The following is a 16,723-nucleotide window of genomic DNA, read 5'->3' on the forward strand; positions in this document are numbered from 1 at the left end:
CCAACCCACACCAGCAAGCTCAGGCATTAGTTAGTTTGGCTGGCGTCTTGGCCAGGGTCGGGCAACTTGGCCGCGCCAAGCAGGTGGCACAAAAGGCCGAAACCCTCATCCGCACCTTCACCGACCCAGGTCACCAAGACGAGGCATTGAGCAGTCTAGGCATCTTTTTGGCTGAGGCTGGTCACTTCGACCAAGCTGAAACTCTCATCGGGACGATCACCAACCCACACCAGCAAGCTCAGGCATTAGTTAGTTTGGCTGGCGTCTTGGCCAGGGTCGGGCAACTTGGCCGCGCCAAGCAGGTGGCACAAAAGGCCGAAACCCTCATCCGCACCTTCACCGACCCAGGTCACCAAGACGAGGCATTGAGCAGTCTAGGCATCTTTCTTGCCGAGGCTGGTCTCTTCGATCAGACTGAAGCCCTCATCCGCACCATTACCAACCCACATCACCAAGCCAAGACGTTACACAATTTGATCAGTCTCCTAACCGAGACTGGGCACTTCGACCGAGCTGAAGCCCTCACCCACACCATCACCAACCCGCACTACTTAACTGCAGCGATTGCTGCGATCGTAGCTAACATGAGTGCGCAGCACTCTCATCGGTTGCTTGCATGGGCGCTGACCAAAACCAGGTCGAATGCCTTATTGGCAGAAATTGCGAGGATCGATCCGTCAGCAATACTACGAATAGCTGAGGTAGTAGGCTTTTTTCGTCCTATCATCGCAAGTCGTAGGGTAGCTTAGCCAGGGAAGGACACCGCGTCCCTCCGAAGCCCAACAGAATTACGTCGGCTAGTACATGTAGCTCGAAATCAAAATTATGCATAAGGGAAACACGCACTGCCGCGCATGTGCCCATGAGCGAGATATGCTTCGCCCTCGTGGGTGGCGCCACAGGAGCGGAGCGCTTCCTCCGATGAGAGATTGCCACTACCAAGCTCGTGGCCCAATCCTGCATCGGAAGCAAGGACTCGAGGAGCAACGGCGATCAAGGTAAGTGTCGAGTACAACACTTCCGGAGGCGATTTCCACGCTCACCGTCCGGCAGAGGCCCTCGATGCGCCCCACGCTACCCTTAACGTCCCTGGCCTGTCCGCGTACTGCGGCACCTGGTCTGCGGCCGGAGGTACGACCGGGGCCGAGCCGTACCGGATCACTCACTGCCGAGCACGGCGCCGACACCCGTAACCTTATCGGGAGCGTCGGCGGGAGGCGCAGTTCACGCAGGTCGTGATGGCCGGGAGGACCTTCAAGCGCTCGATGGGGATGCGTTGCCCGCACTTCGTGCAGGTTCCGTACGTGCCGGCGCGTAGGCGCTCGGAAGCGAGGTCAAGCTCGGTGAGGTGGGTCAGGGCCTGGTCGAGGAGGGCCTGGACATGGGCTCGTTCGAAGGCCGTGGACGTGCCCTCGGGGTCGTGCTCGTCGTCGGAGGCCGTCAGCGCCGACGAGGTGACGATCTCGTCCCGGTCGCGGCCCAGCAGGGCAATGCGGTCCGCGGTTCTGCGGCGGTCGGCGTCGAGTAGTTCGCGTATGGTCGCCTGCTCGGAGGGGGAAAGCGCGGCGTCCCGATGGTGCTCGGTCATGACGGCTCCTCACCTTCGCCACCAGATTAGTCGCCGCCCTCCCCAGCCGCTGGCCGCAGAGCTCGGCCGCTCCCGGGTCACGGCCAGCGCACGTCCGGGGTGCGTTCCAGGAATTGCGCGTACTGCTCGAACGCCCGCTCGACCTCCGCCCGGTCGCTTCCGTGGAGTGGTGTGAGTGGTTGCACGGTGATCCGTACCTGACTCTTCGTGAGGGTGCGTTTCCAGATGGCCACGACCCGGCCGGCACGTACCACGGTGGACTGGAAGATCCCGTTGTTGCCGGGGATGATGGCCGCTTTGTGCTCGTCGGCGACCATGAGTGAGCGGTCCTTGTAGCCCAGCAGGTATTCGTCGAACCCGGGCAGCACGAGCAGCTCGTCGTCGCCGGCCGGGGGAGGGGCGGTGTCGAGGAGCGCGGCGTCGAGGTACGTCTCCACCCCGCCGACGGTCACCCGGGCCAGCGCGTCGCCGGCCACGGCGATGCCGCGTTTGGCGTCGGCCGCGGTCAGGCCGGTCCAGCCCGCGAAGTCTTGCCTTGTGGTCGGTCCGCGGCCGCGGAAGTAGCGCAGGGCGATGGTGCCCAGCGCCTCGTCGCGCTCCGGCCGGTGCGGGTCGGGAACCCATTCGTCGAGCAGCACGAAGCTCTGCTCGTTGCCGATGTTGGGGGCGATGCACAGCAGGCCGCGCTGGCTGGCGTACCACAGCAGGTGGTAGCCGCGCTGGCCACCGGTGTCGATGCCCTTGTCGGCCAGCACGGCCAGGCACTCCGACCTGCTCAGCCGCCCGCCGCCGGCCAGGGCCGCGCCCAGCACCTCCATGGCCTTAACGGCGGTCTCCTCCGAGAGACCGAGTTGTTCGCGTCGCCTCGCCGCGCCGTTCAGCACTCGGACGCCCATCAGTTCGACCATCCAGCGGGCGTCGCGGGGCGGGACGAAATGGATGGTGCCGCGCATCGGCCACGTGCGCAGCGCCTCACGCCGCTCCAGAGCGGCGGTGACGTCGGCGACGGTGTGTCCGGGCAGCCGGACGCCGAACGACCACAGGCCGCTGGCCAGGTCTTGCGCCTGCATCGCCCCGAGCCAGGTCACCACCTCGGCCACGCTCGTCGCCCGCCGGGCATCGCCGGGCAACGCTCGGAGCAGCAGGCTGGACATCCGCAGGCCGAGCACCTGCTGGGGGGAGAGTTCCACCGGTCAACCGTATCCTTCGCCGCCGACAATTCGCCGAGGTGATCAACCGACCTGGGGAAGCCACTCCTAAAGTCCGGCAAGATGCCCGACTTCCGATTCGACGCGCTGCCTGTCGTCGGTGGTGAGCTCCAGACCGCGCAGGTCGGTGAGCCAGAGATCGGTGGGCTCGCCGAGAACGGTGGCCAGGTCGATGAGGTGACACAGGGCGATGGCCCGCTCGACCACCGAGGCGTTCGCGTGGTGCCTGCGTACCGCGGACTTGAGCGCGCGGACGGCCTGCGCACTCGTGGCAGATACGGACGTACCCCGCCTGCAAAGAGGGACATTCGCCGCAACTGCCGAACCCGGCGGAGGGTGGGCCGTCGCCGTAGGCCAGCCGCCCTGGCTCGATCACCACAGCGCCCCGGGCGACGGCTCCTCCAGTGTCAGATCTGCGAAGTTGAGGGTCAGTTGAGCGCGGGACTCGCTGACCGCTTGGATGCGATCCGGGCTGGACAGGCTCTTCACGACATCGTCAATGTCCTCCACCATGAGCGCCCCGCGCGTCTTGACGTACTCCCGTGCCCACGGTTGAGCCTCGGTGAGACTGCATAGCAGGAACACCCTCTTGCCATGCTCCAGCGCCAGCCGTGCCTGCATCTTCGCCCCGGATGTGCTCGCGGCTTCGATCACCACCGTGCCTTGCGCGATGCCCGACATGGTGACATTGCGGCGGGGAAAGGTAGAGGTCGCGCCGTTGGCTTCCGGCCAGAACTGGGAGACCACGGCCCCGTTCTCGGCGATCCGGTCGGCCAGGGCACGGTTCTCGGCCGGGTAGCAGCGCAGGATGCCAGTCCCCACGACCGCGATCGTCCTGCCGCCGGTATTGAGCGCCGCAGTATGTGCCGCGGTGTCAACACCTCGGGCGAGGCCGGACACGACGGTGACCTGACGTTCGGTGAGCAAGGTGGACATTCGGCGTGCTCGGCGTAGTCCATCATCGCTCGCCTGGCGGGTGCCGACGACGGCCACACTGCGCAGGTCCTCTTCGCGCAGTTCGCCCCGGACGAACAGGAACGGTGGAAGGTTGAAGATCAGCCGGAGGGTGGCGGGGTACTCCTTGTCCAGGACCGTGACGAGTCGAGCCCCGCTGTCGGCCGCTAGATCGGCCTGCGTGACGGCAGAGTCGACGTAACGATGGAGCTCCTGGATGCTGTTGGCGATTAGGGCTCTGGCCTTGGTCGCCTCAGGGGAGGACTCGATGATGTCGCCCGACCATAGGCGCGCCAAGCCGTTGGGACGTTGAGCCTCTCGTGCGATGAAGTACCAGCTAACGCCTTTGACCATGCATATCGCGAGCAGTCGTGACTGCTCGTCAGTGATGCGCATCCTGCTCTCCCAACAATGGCGGTTCATCGGGCCTGGCCGGCGAGCAGGCGGTGCCACCACTCGTGCGCCTCCGCACGGCGCCACCACTCAGCCGTCCAGGACGCGGGCGGCACGCCCTGGCGGGGAAGGGTTCGGCGGTGGATCTGGTAGACGCCGGCGCAGGAGACCAGCTCGTAGGCGGTCATCTGGCAGGAGCAGGTGTACGCGACGACTCGGCCGGGTCCGAGACCCTGCCCGATCCACCGCAGCGCCGTACACCCGGAGCGCGGTACGGCCGGATGTGGCGAAATCTCCGGGCAGTCCTCGTCCGTGAGGACATCAAACGGAGCGAGATCGACGGCGGACGCGGTCACCGCGTTGTCCGTACGATCCGGCGCTTCCGCTCGGCGATGCCTTCCTGCGCCGCGATGGCTTGGCACAACCCCACCAGGTCGTCGGCGTCGACCGTGCGGTGCGCGCCCGCGTCCTCGACGGCCCGGGGGAACGGTCGCTCGCGGGTCGCCCAGAACCGCCCGGCGTCGCTGCGCATGATCCGCCACCCGGCGAACACCGGACCAGCGGCTACAGCCCTGTCGTGTGTCATGGGTCAGGACCACCATCCTGATCAGGGACTCGTCGGTGATGTAGGGCATCGCTGGCGGGTCCGCTTTGTGCAGGCAGTGGTCTCGAGGCTCCTACCTGCATCACCGGCTTGGACAACCCCAATGCTGATGCGCAGGGTGATGGACAAGTGACACAGTGTGTGTCGCGCAGAGACGGTCAGGACAAGCCGAGCCATTCGGCGAAACCGCACAGTTCGTCACTGCTGGCGCGGTGGAGGCGCAGGAGCGTCTCGCCGTCCTCGCGTACCCAAGGGTGCTCACGCGTGTGCTGCGGTGCGATCCGGCGCGCGCTCCTCAACGCGTCGAAGGCGGCGTCTCTCATGCCGGCCCACAATCGGGCACGCGCCAGTTCGATGAAGAAGCCACTCCGGCGTTCGGCGGGCATGCTGGACGGTGGTGCCCAGGTGTCCCCGAGGTCCAGAGCAGGTCGCAGGTGGCTGTCGCCGAGGCTGACGGCGAGCGAGACCTCGTGAATGCGCACCGAGTCCGGCCCAAAGGCTGTCCCGTAATAGATGCTCTCGGGAACCATGCCGCCGAGCCGCCAGGCCTCGTCGCGATGGCTCAAGGCGTCTTCCACCTGACCGGCCCGCGCTGCGACGACGGCAGCGCGCATGTGCAGCGACCCCAGCACGCCCATGTACTGGAGGCTCGTGTCCTTGCATGTGCGAAGGCGGTCGATCTCGACTTCAAGGGCTCGTAGCCCCGCCTCATAGGTGTGCGTGGCGAAGAAGACTTCAGTCCGAACGTATGCCACCGACGCCGCCAGCAGCGGGTCCTCCACGAGCACAGTGGTCTGGCGCATCAGATCGATCAGCCGGGCCGACAGGTCCAGATAGCCGTACTTGTAGGCGACCGCGTCGGCCGCGCGGTACGAGGTGACCAGCAGCGGTGCGAGGCCAGACGCCGTCCGAAGTCCTCGGGTGAGTTCCGCGATCAAATCAGGAAGCGCGTAAGAGAGCCGGACGTACTGGGATTCCAAGCGACACCGGACCGCTTCGCGTACGGCCACTTGTAGCTCAGGCAGGGGACGCACTGGACCCTCGTCGGGAAAATCACAAGTCGTGATCACCTGACGCAGGAGGGGGATCGTGCCATGGACGCGACTGTCAGTGCGGCCGGTGCCGTGCAGAAGCCGGGAGGGGTCGACACCAAGGGCCGCGGCGATGGCATCGAGAACGTTGTCGCCCGGGTTCCGGCTTCCCTGTTCCAGCTTTCGGATCATGCTGAGCGAGATGTTCGCTGCCCGTGCGAGATCGCCCTGGGTCATGCGGCGCGCGCTGCGAATCGCCGCGATGCGCTCCCCCGCGCTTGAGCTGCTTCTCCTAGCCGAGGGCATCAGGGTTCCGTCCGGTGGTGTCCAGGAGAGCTGGCAGGTCTGCGAGACCGTTGATTCGCAGGTCGGCGGGCACGGCCGGGTCGTCGCCCCAGAGAAACCCCCACGGCCCTCGTCGAAGGAGGCAGGTGATGAGGCCCGCGGCCTTGGCTGAAATGACATCGTTCACCGGATGATCGCCGACGTAGAGCGTTTCCTCGGGGGCCGCGCCAGCGAGCTTGACGACGCGATCGAAGAAGGCGGCATCCGGCTTGGCCACGCCCCATTCCGCAGAGGTGGCGATGGCGTCAACGGGGAGGCGTAGTCCGCGCAGCAGATCGCCGACCTTCGCGCTCTGGTTCCCGGCGACGCAGACACGTAGGCCCATGTCCCGTAGGGCCTGAAGTCCATCCCGCACGTCCGGGTACAGGTCTGTGTCGTCCAGATATTCACCCCGGCCGGCGTTTTCGCGGTCGCAGTACGCCGCCTGGAGATCGATGCCGGGGCGGATCAGACGGAGGGCTTCGGCGTTGTCCATCCCCAGCGCGGTCACCGCGCCGACGAGCGCGGACATCGTGTGGCGGGGCACCCCGAGCCAATCTGCCCATGACCCCCAATATCGATCGTCACGGACCAGCGTCTCGCCGATGTCGAACACCACAGCCCTGACCACACTGGCAGCGTAAACCAATTGACTGACGTCACGATGACAGCGTGCGAAAGTGACCAGAGCGGTTGCGTGGTCATCGACGATAGGAGGGACGACGGCGATGGACAGGGCCAGGCGCACGTTGTACGCGGCCGGAGAACTCGACTACGCGGTACCGCCAGGGGAGACCCTGTGGGAGCTTCTCGAAGAAAAGGATATGACCCGATATGAGCTGGCCGCGCACATCGGCGTGCCGCTCGATCACATTGATCAGCTCATTCTCGGGCTGTTGCCTCTTACGTCGGAGGTCGCAGTAGCTCTGGAGCGAATCACCGGGACTCCTGCGAAGCTCTGGAACCGGCTTGAGGCGGACTATCAGTCGACCCGGGTCCGTCTCCAATCCGCCGGCACTCGGGTGGAGAACTCCGGATGACTCACTGAACGATGCCGCGGGACGGCAGGCTCAGGAAGGGTCTCGCCAATCGCCTGGCGGCAGAATCTTCGCTTGAATTCCTGCGTGTTCATTCAGCAGGCGACCTTTCCACCAAAATCGGCCGAGGATCGAAGAACCGCTGTCCATAAGGCCGTGGAGGGAAGGGCTTGGGGGTCAGGCGGTCGGGTTCGAGGCGCGGAAGGTGCGGCGGTAGGTCGAGGGGGCGACGCCTGTTTCTGCGGCCAGGTGGCGGCGCAGGGACGTGGCGGTGGCGAAGCCGACCTCGTGGGCGATTCGTTCCACGGGCAGGTCGGTGGATTCCAGCAGGTGGCGGGCTCGTCTCAGGCGTTGCTGGGTGAGCCAGCGGCCGGGGCTCATGCCGGTCTCCTGCTGGAAGCGGCGGGCGAAGGTGCGGGGGCTCATGGCGGCGTGGGTGGCCAGCTCCTCCAGGGACAGGGGCAGGTTCAGGCGTTGCAGGGCCCAGTCGCGGGTTGGGCCTGTGCCGGTTTCGCCCCCGGGTGGGAGCGGGCGTTCGATGTATTGGGCCTGACCGCCGTCCCGGTACGGGGGTACGACGCAGCGGCGGGCTACCTGGTTGGCGACGTCGCTGCCGTGGTCCTTGCGTACCAGGTGGAGGCAGATGTCGACGCCGCTCGCCGCTCCCGCCGAGGTCAGGACGTCGCCGTGGTCGACGAAGAGCACGCCGGCGTCCAGCTCCACCCGGGGGAACAGGGCCTGGAAGATGTCGGTGAGTGCCCAGTGGGTGGTGGCGCGGCGTCCGTCCAGGAGGCCGGCGGCGGCCAGCAGGAAGGCGCCGGTGCAGATGGAGACCAGGCGGGTGCCGGGGCGCACGCGGGACAGGGCGGCCAGGGCCGGCGGGTCGGGGGCGGCGGCGGAGGCCGGCGTGATGCCGTACGGAGGGATGATCACGGTGTCCGCCTCGGCCAGCACTTCGGGGCCGTGGCCGGGGGTGACGGTCAGGTCCGCGTCGGTGCGTACCGGGCCTCCGTCCACGCTTGCGGACAGCACCTCGTAGCGGCCGTCGGCGGAGCCCAGGACCCGGTGCGGGATGCCCAGTTCGAACGGGTAGACGCCGTCGAGGGCGAGGACGACGACCTTGTGGGCGCCGGGCCGTGGGGGCGGGTCGAGTTCGGCCGCCCGATCGGCAAGGCCCAGGGGAACGTGGCCGGCGGCAAGGTCGAGGGGCATGGCAGGAATGTATCGGAGGATGACGTTCTTGCCATCGCCCCGGCCCCGACCGCGGGGCCAGGATCGGGGCATGACTTCGACGGACACCCCTACGATGCTCGCCCTGCACCAGACGACCCTCGGCGGCCCCGACGTGCTGCGACTGACCGAGCTGCCGCGCCCCGAGCCCGGACTCGGGGAGATCCTCGTCGCCGTGCACGCGGCCGGGCTCAACCCCACCAACGTCAAGCACCGCGCCACGAGCATCTTCCTGCCACCCCCGCCGCTGACCCTGGGCTGGGACGTCTCCGGCACCGTGACGGCGACCGGCCCCGGCGTCACCCTCTTCGAGCCGGGTGACGAGGTGTTCGGCATGCTGCCCTACCCGTACGGAGCAGGCTCCCACGCCGAGTACGTGGCCGGCCCCGCCCGCGCCTTCGTCCCCAAGCCCGCCGGGATCGACCACGTCCAGGCGGCCGCTCTGCCGCTGGCCGCGCTCACCGCCTGGCAGGCCCTGGTAGAGACGGCGAAGCTGGAGAAGGGGCAGCGGGTGCTGATCCACGCCGCGGCCGGCGGTGTCGGGCACCTCGCCGTACAGATCGCCAAGGAACGCGGAGCCCACGTCACCGGTACGGCGAGCGCCCCCAAGCATGCCTTCCTGCGCGAGCTCGGCGCGGACGCCTGCATCGACCACCGCTCCGAGGACTTCGCTGAAACCGGCGAGCGCTACGACGTCGTCCTCGACACCCTCGGCGGGGAGACGGCCACCCGCTCCGTGAGCGTGCTCCGCCCCGGCGGCGTCCTCGTCTCCCTGGTGCCGGGCGCCGAGGACACCAGGGCGGCGGCCGAGAAGGCGCAGGTTCGCGCTGTCACGCTGATCGTCGAGCACGACCAGGCCGGGATGCGCGCCATCGCCGACCTGGCCGACCGGGGCAGGCTCCGCGCCCACATCTCTGCCACCTTCCCCCTCGCGGAGGGCGCGCGGGCCCACGCTCTGGGGGAGACGGGCCGCACCACGGGCAAGCTGGTGATCACCGTCAGTTCGTGAGTCTGCTCCGGACGGCGGCGCGGGTGGTGTCGGGGAGGCGGGAGAGCAGGTGGTCGCGGGTGGAGCGGGGGCAGTGCCTGAGGGCGTCCGCGATGGTGGCGGGCAGGAGCCGGTTCAGGGCGCGTACGGCCGGATCCTCCGGCATGGCGGCGACCACGAGGCCCGTCTGGCGGGGGTCGGCGGCGGCCATCGCGCCGATGGCGGCGGCGGAGTTCCTGTCGTGCATGCCGCCGAGCATACGCCCGCGGTGGCGGGGGTCCATGGCCAGCACCACGTCCGCGACCAGGGCGGGGTCGCGTACCTGATCCAAGAGCCGGCACGCGCGGCGGGGGAGCAGCATCTGCAGGATCTTGGCGCCCTTGGCGGCCTGCCGGCACATCTCCTCCACGGCGTCGGCCGTGAGGTCCTGCCACTGTTCGCCGAGCATCGCCGCGGCCTCGGCGGCGGGGAGCGCGAGCAGGTGTTCCCCCTGGTGCGCCATCGGCGGCCGGGCCTTCCGCACGACGGGACCCTCTCGATCGCGCCTGATAGCTCCGCCTTCGGGCGGTTTCCGAGGGCGAGGCGGTTTCTGCGGGTGAGGCGCTTGCTGAAGGCGGGGCGGTTTCTGAGGCTGAGGCGGTTGCTGAAGGCGGAGCGGTTCCTGAGGCTGAGGCGGTTCCTGAGAGCGGGGCGGTTTCCCCGGGCGGGGCGGTTGGAGGAGGCGGTTGAGGTCGTGGGCCAGTTCGGCGGCCTTCATCCGGGTGCCCGGCTTCTTGTCCAGCAGGCGGCTGATCGTCGGGCCGAGCCTGCCGGGCTCGCGCAGGGGGTCGGGCTCGGCGGTGAGTATCGCGAACTTGACCGCCTCGGCGTTGCTCCTGCGGAACGGCGGCCGGCCCTGCAGCGCCGTGTAGAGCGTGGCGCCGAGCGACCACAGATCGGCCGCCTCTCCGGCAGGGTCGCCGTGCAGCCGCTCGGGCGCCATGAAGTCGAGCGTTCCGACGAGCTGCCCGAGCCTGGTGAGCGAGGAGCTGCCCTCGATGGCGGCGATGCCGAAGTCCACCAGCACCACCTCGCCGGGGGCGGTGATGAGGATGTTGTCCGGCTTCACATCGCGGTGGTAGACCCCGACGGCGTGCGCCGCCGTCAGCGCGTCGAGCACCCGGGCCCCGATCCTGGCCGTTTCGAGCTCCGGCAGCGGCGCCCGGCCGATCAGCGTGCCGAGCGGGTCGCCGCGTACGTGGTCCATCACGATCCACGGCCCGTCCTGGGTGTCCAGGATGTCGTGCACCCTGACGATGCCGGGATGGATGACCCTGGCCAGTGCCTGCGCCTCCCGCCTGGCGCGCGCCGCCAGTTCGGGCGCCGGCCCCATGTCGGGGCGGATCTGTTTGAGCGCCACCGTACGGTCGAGCGCGCTGTCCCTGGCCCGCCAGACCCGTCCCATGCCGCCCCTGCCCAGGGGCGCCTCGATGACGAATCGGCCGGCGACGCGGTCACCAATCATCGTTCAGCCGCCCGGCGTGCTCGTAGCGCCCGCCGCCGGATCGGGTGTCGCGCAGGGTGCGCAGCGCGTCGTCCTCGAAACTGCGCGTCCCGTGGCTCTCCGTGGGGTACGAGCCGGAGTCGTCGCGTTCGGTCGGCTCGTAGGAGGAGGTGGCGGAGGAGTAACGCCGGGTCTCGGCAGGCTCGTCGCGGATGTCGTCCAGCGCGTCGCGCAGCCGCTTCGCGTCCAGCTTCTCTTCGATCTTGTCGTACGACCCGGGCCGCTGCATCAGCTTGACCAGCACCGGCAGGCACTCGATGACCAGGATGAACAGGAAGAGCAGCAGCCGCGCCATGGTGAGCGAGGCGTTGTCCTGGGAGACCCGGCCGAGCGCCTCCAGCCGGAGCAGCAGGCCGTCGGAGTCGAGGTTCTCATCGACGAACTGGCCGCGGAGCTCGGCCTGCTGGGCGTTCAGGCGATCCAGCTCGGCCCGCACCTTCGGCAGCTCCTCCTCCGCCGCCTGCAACCGCCTGGCCCGCCCGGTGGCCTGGGTGGTGCCGAGCTGCTCGCGGCGCTGCTCGATCTGCCGCTCGATGTCGCCGACCCGGGTGGCGGCGCGCCGGTAGGCTCGTTCGGCCGCCCGCGCCAGCGGCCCCGGGCCCTTCTTCGCGCATTTCGGCGGGCCCACGTAAAGCTGGCACTGCCATTCGTCGTAGAAGGTGTCGCGCTGTTTCACCGCTTCTTTGCGGGATTTCTCCAGCTCCTGGATCCGCTGGTCGGAGGCGGGGTCGAGGGCCGTCTCCCCGCGGGAAGCGATGACGGCTTCGAGCTCCGTCACCGTCGTCTCCAGGGTGGCGACGCGCCTGCCCGTCTCGCCGGTCTGCTGGGCGCGGGTGAAGGCGTCGAGGCGCTCCTGCTTGATGTCGAGGATGGTGGCGTCGATCTCCGGCTTGAAGATCTGCAGCACGAGCGGCGTGGAGATGACCGCGCCGAGGAGGAGCGCCAGGAGGACGCGGGGCAGCGCGAGCCAGAACCGCCGCCGGCCCCTGACCGGCAGCGAGGTGGCGAGCCAGCGGTCGAGGCCCAGGATGATCACGCCCCAGACCAGGCCGATGGCGATGGCGAGCGGCAGGAAGACCTTGAGCGCCGAGGACAGCGCGAACGTCATGGCCAGCGCGGCCAAGCAGGCGGTCGTGAGGATGGCCCCGCCGAGGCCGATGAACCTGGCGCGTTCGCCGTCGTATCTCTCCAGCACGTCCTGGCGGGCGCCGGACAGGATGATCAACCATCTACCGATCACACGCCGCTCCCTCGTGTCCCGCCGCTACCCTCTCGGCAGAGTACTTATTAGCATCAACAATCGGCAACGACGGGGTAACCAACCGCGTCTGACACTTTGACCGGGCACGGCCACATCCGAATAACCAGGAACGGGCGCAATATTGACAATTTCCCTCAAACTTCACATTTCCGCCCTATGAGCGCGTCCATTCACGACCTCATCGCGTCGTTCGCGGAGAAGCTCACCGTCGTGGAGATCGACATCGCCGGCATCAGGTTCTTCGAGGTCCGCGCGGACGAGGTCGGCACCCCGTACGTCGTCCGCAGGGCCGCCGCCAAGTGGTCCACCCTCACCGCCACCGGGGACGAGGTGGCGGACGCGGTGGGCGACGTCGCCCGCGAGCTGATCTCCCCGGAGGGCCGGGACGCGGTCGTCGTGCTGCCCGCCGCCGACGGCCCCGAGCAGGAGGCGAGCCTGCGCGCGATCACCGCGTGGTGCCCCGCCGCCCAGGTCATGCGGCCGCTCGGGGTCAAGGCGGCCGACCTGCTGCGCGACCTGGCCGCCCAGGCTCCGCTGCGGCAGTCGTACGACCTGGTCGTGGTCAGGGAACGGGCCGCGGACGGGCGGCTGGAGCTGGCCGGGCAGCCGCTCTTCGCCGCGGGCACGCTGCCGGGACAGGACGCCCACGTCGCCGTGACCTGCACCGGCCCCGGCGGCATGCTCCTGGCGGTCTCGGCATGGTCGGGCCCGCTCGAACCCTCGGGCCTGGTCTCGGTCGACCACGCGCCGCTGCCCCCTGGCCGGCACACCCTCAGGGCGGTGCTGGAGGCCCCGGGCCGGGTCGGCTTCCCCGGCGTCGCGGACCTGCGGCCGCACACCGGTTCCTGGGCGGAGGTGGTCGCCGGGCTGCCCGCGCGGCTGCGTCCCCCTTCCTCCCGCCCCGCCCACCTGATCTGCGCGATCGAGACCACCGGCGCCCAAGACGAGCTGGAGGCCCGCTGCCACTGGCCCGCCTACCTCATCGACCTGCTGGCCGACAGCCCCACCCAGTTCTCGGTCATCAGCTACGGCACCCACGTCTTCGGCGAGCGCCACCCCACCCACGTCCCGCCCCGCGTGGCCCTCTGGGCCGGCTCGGCGGCCCAGGCCAGGCTGGCGCTCGACTCGCTGCGTCCCACTCCGCCGACGTACCCGAACGCCGCCCAGGTGGAGGACGTCCTGGCCGAGCTGCGCGGCCTGCTGCCGCAGGACCGCGCCCGTACCGCGCTGCTCACGATCGGCGCGCGCCCGCCGCACCCCCGCAGGGTCGGCAGGGACCGCGTGCCGCCCTGCCCGCACCGGCACGACTGGCAGGCGCTGCTGCAGGAGCTGGAGCGGCGCCACGGCACCAGGTTCGCGGCGATCTGCGACGCCGCCTCGCCGGCCTGGGAGCGGCTCGGCTCGGCGGCGCTGTACCAGGTGGACGCGGTGGACGTCGAGGAGCTCGCCGCCCGCCTCGACCTGACGTCCGCCGGGGGCTCGCTCACCCTTCCCTTCGTCAGCTGAAATGAGGACCCCGCGTGACCGATGCAGAACCCGCGCCCGACATTGCGATGTGGGGCGCCTCGGGTAGCGGCAAGACCGCCTTCCTCGCGGCCCTGAGCATCGCGCTGAACAGGGCCGGGACGAGCTGGAGGCTGGTCGGCGAGAACCAGGCGTCGGGCGCCGAGCTGATCAGGCTCCGCAACAGGCTGCTGGACGATCGCATGTTCCCCGACTCGACCGAGTCCCTGACGTACTACAACTGGCTGCTGATCGGCGCGGCCGAGAGCCGACGGCAGTGGTGGCGGCCGTGGCGCACCCTGCCGGGCAGGGCGCCGCGGATCAGGCTCGACTTCCTGGATCCGCGCGGCGGCCTGTACGCCGAAGAGCAGGCGAGCGTCGACAAGGAGGCCCTGGTGGCCAGCCTGGTCAGGAGCCGCGGGCTGATCTACATGTTCGACCCCGACAGGGAGAGCCGGGTCGGCGACGCCTTCAAGCACCTCGACCAGGCCCTGAACGAGGTCGCCGGGCAGATGCTGGTGGGCGACGAGTTCGCCGACGGCAAGCTACCCCACTACATAGCGGTCTGCATCACGAAATATGACGATCCGCGGGTGCTGATGCTGGCCGACCGGTGGAAGCTCGCCGAGCCCGACGTCAACGACGATCTGCGCATCCCGCGCGTGGACGAGGACCGGGCCAGGGAGTTCTTCCACCGGCTCTGCCGGCACGGGCGCAGCCACAACGCGGAGATGATCGTCGATCTGATCGAGACCTACTTCCACAAGGACCGCGTGCGGTTCTTCGTGACCTCGTCGGTGGGGATGTACATCGACGAGCGCCGCCGCCGGTTCGACCCCGACGACTTCCTCAACGTCATCGACGATCCCCACAAGGGCCTCATGATCCGCGGCGCCGTCCGCCCCATCAACGTCATGGAGCCGGTGATCTGGCTCGGCGACATGTTGAGCTCACGTTCGATGAGGAGCGGGTGATGGCGGTACGGCCGACCGCCCACTGGGCGGTCCTCGGCAAGACGCCACAGAGCCTGGACGACTACGACGTCATCGGGTCCAGTACGGGAGCGCTGAGCAGGGCCGAGTTCTCCGACTGGCTCAAGTCGTTCGCCTCGGGCACCGTGGAGCCCAAGGCGCTGCCGCGGGTGGCGGCCAGCCCCTTCGACCGGGGCGGCGAGTCCTGGCTCGGCCTGTCGCTGCAGACGAAGCCGGAGTCCCAGGACGGCTTCCACCGGCCGTACACGATGACCTGGCACGTCTGCCTGCGCTGGGAACAGGTCGCGAAGATCCCGCTCTCCTACCGCGCGCTGTACGAGGCGCTGCAGCGCAAGGACTTCTCCGGCGAGAGCCCGTTCCGGCTCAGCCTGCACGACTACGACCCGCCCAGGCTCGCCGCCGCGGCCAACGCCACCGCGCGCCGGGCGGCGGCGCTCCTGCTCACCGGCCGGCCCGTCTGCGTGGTCCGCGCCGAGCTCCCGCTGGAGCAGCGGCTCGACTTCCTCGACTGCGTCGCGGCGCTCCTCCCGTACGGCATGCGCAGCCGGCTCGCCGTCTCCACCTGGACCAACAGCGCCTCCAGGCATCGCATCAGGCTCTCCTTCGCCGAGGTCGCGCCCGCCCACGGCGCCTGGGAGCTGCCATGGGAGCGAGATGTCGCGCACGATCTCCCCGCCGAGGCCCGCCACTACGTGCAGGAGCTCGCACAGTACGACGCCGACGGTCTCACCGGTCTGATCAGCCGCCTGGCCGGTCTCGACCGCCCGCTCGACCTCGACAACGTGGCCGACCGCGCCGAGGCCCTCATGCGCGTACGCGAGCACGCCGCGATCAGGCTGGCCTCCTCCGTGCGGCAGCTGCTCCCCGAGTCGCTGGCCGGTCTCGCCCGCGCCGACGAGGCGCGGCTGCACGAGCTCAACGGCCGGCTGTCGCAGGCTCTCGACCGCGTCACCGACGCCGACCGCCGGGCTTACCGCGTCATCGTCCAGCGGAACCTGACCCCGCTGCCCGACGGGCTGGCCGGCTCTCCCGCCGCGGAGACCTTCTTCCGCATCCTCCTGAGCCTCCTGTACGGCCCTGTCCTCCGCCCTCAGGACATCGACGACCTCCGCGGCGACTTCAGCCCGCTCGGAGCCCTTCCCGGCCCGCTCGCCAAGGCGCTCAAGGCGGTGTCCGCCGGCTGCGAGCCCCTGGCCAAACTGCGGATCGCCTTCCTCACAGGCGACGGCGGGATGGTTCGGCGGATCCTGTCGGGCCTGCCCGTCGAGGAGCTGCTGAACCTGATCGAGCGCTCCCGCGAGCGCCACGTACTGGACGGTGTCCTGCGTGAGCTGGAGGGCCGCGGCGGCGGGAAGGACGTCGCCGAGCAGCTCCACCGCCGCCGCTACCTGGTCAGGCCGATCTCCGACTGTTTCCAGGACGACAGCCTGGAGCGTCACCGCCGCATCCTGCGGCTCAGCCGGGGCCGCCTGCTCCTGCCCGGTGACGTCAAGGAGATCCTCGAAGCCCTGGACGGGGCTCCGCCGCAGGCGTTCCTGCTCGCGATCATGGCGGAGAGCGGCTGGGGCACGAGTGCGGCCCTGCTGTCCGGGCTGGCCGCGCACGCGCTGCGCGAGCTGCGGCTGGACGGCCCGATCAAACGGGACATCGAGGACGGCCTCACCAGGATGACCGCCCCCGCGCTCGTCCGCGCGCTGCGCAGCCCGCGCAGGCTCTTCGGCGGCCGGCTCCCGGAGACGGCGTCCTCCTCGATCGGCACGATCCAGTCGGTCCGGGAGGGGCTCCGCCGGCGCTTCCCCACCCCGCTCACCGAGCACGAGGTCAATGCGGCGCTCAACGGGCTCGGCCGCCCCCTCCGGCTGGAGGGACTGCTCGCGATCATGGCGGAGAGCGGCCCGGGAACGGCTCGGGAGCTGCTCTACTGGCTCGCCCAGCGTGCGGCCGACCAGCTCGGCACGGGCCTCACCGACAAGGCGGCCGCCGACATCGGCCAGGGCCTGGAGCGGATGACCGGCCCCCGCCGCGCCCTGCCCTTCGTCCGGCGCTCCCCTGGAGGCCAGGCCTGAG

Annotated in this window: 17 protein-coding genes; 6 read left to right on the forward strand and 11 right to left on the reverse strand. The window is 69.4% G+C overall.

Translation table 11 applies throughout. The features are described 5' to 3' along the window. On the forward strand, nt 1-749 hold a 749-nt coding region (locus tag AB0K28_RS05955; RefSeq protein WP_364365624.1), incomplete at its 5' end, for a hypothetical protein. 446 nt (nt 750-1,195) lie between these two features. On the opposite strand, the gene AB0K28_RS05960 is transcribed toward AB0K28_RS05955, so the two are convergent. From AB0K28_RS05960 to AB0K28_RS05995, 8 genes are all read right to left on the reverse strand, one after another. Next, nucleotides 1,196-1,588 (reverse strand): TraR/DksA C4-type zinc finger protein, encoded by a 393-nt coding sequence (locus AB0K28_RS05960; protein ID WP_364365627.1) that lies wholly within the window; start codon nt 1,586-1,588, stop codon nt 1,196-1,198. Between the two features lie 77 nt (nt 1,589-1,665). Next, the gene (locus tag AB0K28_RS05965; protein WP_364365630.1) at nt 1,666-2,778 is read right to left on the reverse strand and encodes a winged helix DNA-binding domain-containing protein; all 1,113 of its coding nucleotides are present in this window, start codon (nt 2,776-2,778) and stop codon (nt 1,666-1,668) included. 66 nt (nt 2,779-2,844) lie between these two features. Next, entirely contained in the window at nt 2,845-3,003 is a 159-nt protein-coding gene (locus AB0K28_RS05970) for a hypothetical protein (protein WP_364365633.1), read from the reverse strand. A gap of 165 nt (nt 3,004-3,168) precedes the next feature. Then, complete coding sequence (locus tag AB0K28_RS05975) at nt 3,169-4,146, reverse strand: DNA-processing protein DprA (RefSeq protein WP_364365636.1); 978 nt, start codon at nt 4,144-4,146, stop codon at nt 3,169-3,171. Between the two features lie 23 nt (nt 4,147-4,169). Beyond that, nucleotides 4,170-4,331 (reverse strand): hypothetical protein, encoded by a 162-nt coding sequence (locus AB0K28_RS05980; RefSeq protein ID WP_364365639.1) that lies wholly within the window; start codon nt 4,329-4,331, stop codon nt 4,170-4,172. A 164-nt stretch (nt 4,332-4,495) separates the two neighbouring features. Further along, nucleotides 4,496-4,729: a hypothetical protein gene (locus AB0K28_RS05985; protein ID WP_364365642.1), complete on the reverse strand. Its 234-nt coding sequence runs from the start codon at nt 4,727-4,729 to the stop codon at nt 4,496-4,498. 176 nt (nt 4,730-4,905) lie between these two features. After that, a complete protein-coding gene (locus tag AB0K28_RS05990; RefSeq protein WP_364365644.1) occupies nt 4,906-6,084 on the reverse strand; it encodes a helix-turn-helix transcriptional regulator in 1,179 nt (392 codons plus the stop codon). Continuing rightward, entirely contained in the window at nt 6,071-6,721 is a 651-nt protein-coding gene (locus tag AB0K28_RS05995; RefSeq protein ID WP_364365647.1) for an HAD family hydrolase, read from the reverse strand. The genes AB0K28_RS05990 and AB0K28_RS05995 overlap by 14 nt, the downstream gene beginning before the upstream one ends. Before the next feature lie 109 nt (nt 6,722-6,830). Here AB0K28_RS05995 and AB0K28_RS06000 point away from each other — a divergent pair, with 109 nt between their 5' ends. Continuing rightward, nucleotides 6,831-7,142, forward strand: coding sequence for a hypothetical protein (locus AB0K28_RS06000; RefSeq protein WP_364365650.1), 312 nt, complete (start codon nt 6,831-6,833; stop codon nt 7,140-7,142). Between the two features lie 174 nt (nt 7,143-7,316). Here the strand turns inward: AB0K28_RS06000 and AB0K28_RS06005 are convergent, their stop codons facing one another. Next, the gene (locus AB0K28_RS06005) at nt 7,317-8,351 is read right to left on the reverse strand and encodes a helix-turn-helix domain-containing protein (RefSeq protein ID WP_364365653.1); all 1,035 of its coding nucleotides are present in this window, start codon (nt 8,349-8,351) and stop codon (nt 7,317-7,319) included. 70 nt (nt 8,352-8,421) lie between these two features. Between AB0K28_RS06005 and AB0K28_RS06010 the strand changes: the two genes are divergently transcribed. After that, nucleotides 8,422-9,378: an NADP-dependent oxidoreductase gene (locus AB0K28_RS06010; RefSeq protein WP_364365656.1), complete on the forward strand. Its 957-nt coding sequence runs from the start codon at nt 8,422-8,424 to the stop codon at nt 9,376-9,378. On the opposite strand, the gene AB0K28_RS06015 is transcribed toward AB0K28_RS06010, so the two are convergent. Continuing rightward, complete coding sequence (locus tag AB0K28_RS06015; protein ID WP_364365659.1) at nt 9,368-10,861, reverse strand: serine/threonine-protein kinase; 1,494 nt, start codon at nt 10,859-10,861, stop codon at nt 9,368-9,370. The genes AB0K28_RS06010 and AB0K28_RS06015 overlap by 11 nt on opposite strands. After that, a complete protein-coding gene (locus tag AB0K28_RS06020) occupies nt 10,851-12,140 on the reverse strand; it encodes a DUF4407 domain-containing protein (protein WP_345397073.1) in 1,290 nt (429 codons plus the stop codon). Before AB0K28_RS06020 ends, AB0K28_RS06015 begins: the two co-directional genes overlap by 11 nt. Before the next feature lie 177 nt (nt 12,141-12,317). Between AB0K28_RS06020 and AB0K28_RS06025 the strand changes: the two genes are divergently transcribed. The 3 genes from AB0K28_RS06025 to AB0K28_RS06035 are packed head-to-tail and all read left to right on the forward strand — an operon-like array spanning nt 12,318 to nt 16,722. Then, nucleotides 12,318-13,667 (forward strand): hypothetical protein, encoded by a 1,350-nt coding sequence (locus AB0K28_RS06025; protein WP_364365662.1) that lies wholly within the window; start codon nt 12,318-12,320, stop codon nt 13,665-13,667. 14 nt (nt 13,668-13,681) lie between these two features. Next, nucleotides 13,682-14,638 (forward strand): hypothetical protein, encoded by a 957-nt coding sequence (locus AB0K28_RS06030; protein WP_364365665.1) that lies wholly within the window; start codon nt 13,682-13,684, stop codon nt 14,636-14,638. Next, a complete protein-coding gene (locus AB0K28_RS06035; RefSeq protein WP_364365668.1) occupies nt 14,638-16,722 on the forward strand; it encodes a hypothetical protein in 2,085 nt (694 codons plus the stop codon). Before AB0K28_RS06030 ends, AB0K28_RS06035 begins: the two co-directional genes overlap by 1 nt. Nucleotide 16,723 lies beyond the last annotated feature (1 nt).

This window comes from Nonomuraea sp. NPDC049504 (assembly GCF_040676845.1).
GTDB lineage: Bacteria > Actinomycetota > Actinomycetes > Streptosporangiales > Streptosporangiaceae > Nonomuraea > Nonomuraea salmonea.